This is a genomic window from Streptomyces hokutonensis (genome assembly GCF_000376565.1).
GTDB classification, from domain to species: Bacteria; Actinomycetota; Actinomycetes; order Streptomycetales; family Streptomycetaceae; genus Streptomyces; species Streptomyces hokutonensis.
Window position 1 is genome coordinate 1 of the sequence record NZ_BARG01000060.1, and the last position, 3,307, is coordinate 3,307.

General features: G+C 68.9%; 4 protein-coding genes. 3 read left to right on the forward strand and 1 reads right to left on the reverse strand.

From position 1 onward, the window contains the following. Positions 1-14: 14 nt before the first annotated feature. On the reverse strand, positions 15-674 hold the full coding sequence (locus SSP08S_RS35395) for a copper chaperone PCu(A)C (protein ID WP_019072376.1): 660 nt from the start codon (positions 672-674) through the stop codon (positions 15-17). A 589-nt stretch (positions 675-1,263) separates the two neighbouring features. Here SSP08S_RS35395 and SSP08S_RS35400 point away from each other — a divergent pair. The 3 genes from SSP08S_RS35400 (at position 1,264) to ispF (ending at position 3,292) form a co-directional block, all read left to right on the forward strand. Then, positions 1,264-1,746 (forward strand): CarD family transcriptional regulator, encoded by a 483-nt coding sequence (locus SSP08S_RS35400; protein WP_003953493.1) that lies wholly within the window; start codon positions 1,264-1,266, stop codon positions 1,744-1,746. A gap of 306 nt (positions 1,747-2,052) precedes the next feature. After that, positions 2,053-2,805 (forward strand): 2-C-methyl-D-erythritol 4-phosphate cytidylyltransferase, encoded by a 753-nt coding sequence (gene ispD, locus SSP08S_RS35405; RefSeq protein ID WP_019072377.1) that lies wholly within the window; start codon positions 2,053-2,055, stop codon positions 2,803-2,805. Further along, positions 2,795-3,292: a 2-C-methyl-D-erythritol 2,4-cyclodiphosphate synthase gene (ispF, locus tag SSP08S_RS35410; RefSeq protein WP_026179106.1), complete on the forward strand. Its 498-nt coding sequence runs from the start codon at positions 2,795-2,797 to the stop codon at positions 3,290-3,292. The genes ispD and ispF overlap by 11 nt, the downstream gene beginning before the upstream one ends. Positions 3,293-3,307: the final 15 nt, after the last annotated feature.

Sequence of the window (3,307 nt, forward strand, 5' to 3'; positions counted from 1 at the left end):
GCTACGGCCGCTGCTCAGCCGGCGGAGGCCGTGGCCGTCGCCGTGGTGCTCTCGGAGGCGGAGTCGGACGGCGTGGCCGACGTGCTCTTGTGCGGCTTCGGCGAGGCGGAACCGGTCGCGGTCGCGGTGGCGCCCGGGGCCGGCGTGGGGATCGCGGTCGGGCCCCACTTGGTGAAGTAGCTGTCGGCCGGGACGACGAACGCGCTCAGGCTCACCGCGCCGGTCGTGCTGAGGGTGAAGGTGACCTTCTGGGCGTTGCCGTCCTCCAGGCCGGTGCCGACGTCGGTCAGCGCGGCGGAGGCGTTGCCCTTGCCGCCCAGGACGAGCGAGCCGAAGGCCGGGACGGTCAGCTTGCCCTTGCCCTTGGCGGGGGTCAGCGTGGCCGTGCCGACGCCGTCGACGCTGACCGAGTCCAGGGTCTGCGGGTCCTTGCTGGTGTTGAACAGCGTCGCCGAGATCACCGCGGGCCCCGAGGGCTGGGGGCTGGAGTCGGTGATGGGCTGGGTGATGACGAGCGCGTTCTGCACCTTGATGACACCCACGGAGACGGCCGCGTTGTCCGGCTTGACCTCAAGCGTCTGGGCGTCGTTGCCGGCACCGCACGCGGCGAGCGAGGCGATCGAGAACGCGATGGCGGCGGCGGCGAGGGCGCCGCGTCGAAGGCTGCTGCTCACGGCGGCGGCTACTCCTTGAACGTGGGCGGAGCAGGGCGACTCCCGAATAAAGCCGCCCTAAGTGTCTGTCAGCGGCCTTAGGTTACCGAGCCGTTCCCGCGCCACCGCACCCGACCCTCCCCCAACCGGGTACCCGTGTGCCACAAGTGACCCGCGGGTCACTTGTGCCCGGCACTCGTCCGGCATTCACATAAGCAGCTCAGCCGTCCGTCGACGGATTTTCCGTGAAGAATGCGGGACACCTCGGAGAATTGATCACCGGCCGTTCCGCGCCACCTCGGTGATCAATTCCGGATTCGCCTCGCACCGGGCTCCGCGCACCGAACGGAGTAGCGGAAGTCGAGCACTTGGAACCAGACATTTAGGGACGTTCGTCCACTTGGGGGCGCCTCCGGATGTGTGTAACGTACGCGTTTCACCTCGCCCGGAGAGCCGCTCCGACCTGCGAATACCCTCTTCCGCTCGGCCTCCGCAGCACGTTCCTGTTGCTGTTGTCAAGCCCCGAGATATGCCCTGACCTGCGAAAACGCCATTCAGAACACGCAGTTTCCGTGTTACCCTGGATAGCCACGGAAGGGGTACCTGTCACATGACGTTCAAGGTTGGCGACACCGTGGTCTATCCCCATCACGGGGCCGCGCTGATCGAGGCTATCGAAACTCGCCAGATCAAAGGCGTGGACAAGACCTACTTGGTGCTGAAGGTCGCCCAGGGTGACCTGACGGTGCGTGTGCCAGCGGACAATGCGGAGTTCGTCGGCGTACGTGATGTGGTCGGTCAGGACGGGCTGGACCGGGTCTTCGAGGTGCTGCGCGCTCCGTACGCCGAGGAGCCCACGAACTGGTCGCGTCGTTACAAGGCAAATCTGGAGAAGCTCGCCTCCGGCGATGTCATCAAGGTCGCGGAAGTCGTCCGTGACCTGTGGCGTCGTGAGCGCGAGCGCGGACTCTCCGCAGGTGAGAAGCGCATGCTCGCCAAGGCTCGCCAGATCCTGGTGAGTGAGCTCGCGCTCGCGGAGAACACGAACGAGGACAAGGCCGAGGCCCTGCTCGACGAGGTTCTCGCGTCCTGACGCAGGCACCTGGTACGCCCTGCTCAGCACACTGAAATGCCGTGGTGCCCGATGACAGCCCGCCTGTCGCCGGGCGCTTCGGCATGTTCGGGGGGATTCTCGCGACTCCGTCGGAACGGACTACGCGACTCCGTCGAACACTGTGTGACTCTGTGTCGAACGCCGGAGACATGCCCCCGATAATGGTGTGCCGGGCCCGGGCAGCAGGCTCGACCGGTGTCACGGAAGGGTCCGGTCAAGGCGTCGCGCCCGGCACTCCTCAGGCCATACCCACGTAGGTCGAGCACACAAACCTGACAGGAACCGATGTCTGACGATTCGCGCTCTTCGCAGGCGCAGTCCTCCGTCGCCGCCGTGATCCCGGCCGCCGGACGGGGCGTACGCCTCGGCCCGGGCGCCCCCAAAGCGCTACGCGCGCTGAACGGCACCCCCATGCTCATCCACGCGGTCCGCGCACTCGCCGCCTCCCGTGCCGTCACCCTGGTCGTCGTCGTGGCCCCGCCCGACGGCGCCCCCGAGGTCAAGACCCTCCTCGACGCGCACGCGCTGCCCGAGCGCACCGACTTCCTGGTCGTCCCCGGCGGCGACTCCCGCCAGGAGTCCGTGAAACTCGGCCTGGACGCGCTGCCCCCCGGCTACGACGTCGTCCTCGTCCACGACGCGGCCCGCCCGCTCGTCCCCGTCGACACGGTCGACGCGGTCATCGAGGCCGTACGGGACGGCGCCCCCGCCGTCGTACCGGCCCTGCCGCTCGCCGACACGGTGAAGGAGGTCGAGCCGGCCGCGTATCCCGGCGGTCCCGAACCGGTGGTCGCCACCCCCGAGCGGGCCCGCCTCCGTGCCGTACAGACCCCGCAGGGCTTCGACCGCGCCACGCTGATCCGCGCCCACGAGACGGTCACCGACAACGTCACCGACGACGCCAGCATGGTCGAACAGCTTGGCCTCACGGTCGTGGTCGTCCCCGGCCACGAGGAGGCCTTCAAGGTCACCCGCCCCCTGGACCTGGTCCTCGCGGAGGCGGTCCTGGCCCGCAGGAGGCTGAACGATGGCTTCTGAGCAGCCTTTCGTGCTCCCCCAGGTCGGTATCGGCACCGACATCCACGCTTTCGAGGAGGGCCGCGAGCTGTGGTGCGCCGGACTCAAGTGGGAGGGCGAGGGCCCGGGCCTGGCGGGCCACTCCGACGCGGACGTCGTAGCGCATGCGGCCTGCAACGCCCTGTTCTCGGCGGCGGGTCTGGGAGACCTGGGCCAGCACTTCGGAACCGGTCGCCCCGAGTGGTCGGGCGCGTCCGGGGTGACCCTGCTGACGGAGGCCGCGCGAATCGTCCGCGAGGCGGGCTTCACCATCGGCAACGTGGCCGTACAGGTCGTAGGGCCGCGTCCGAAGATCGGCAAGCGGAGGGACGAGGCGCAGAAGCTCCTGTCGGAGGCGGCCGGGGCACCGGTGTCGGTTTCGGGCGCGACGACGGACGGTTTGGGATTTCCGGGCCGGGACGAGGGGCTCATGGCAGTGGCAACGGCGCTGGTCGTGAAACGCGCGTGAGCGGCCTGGCTTTTA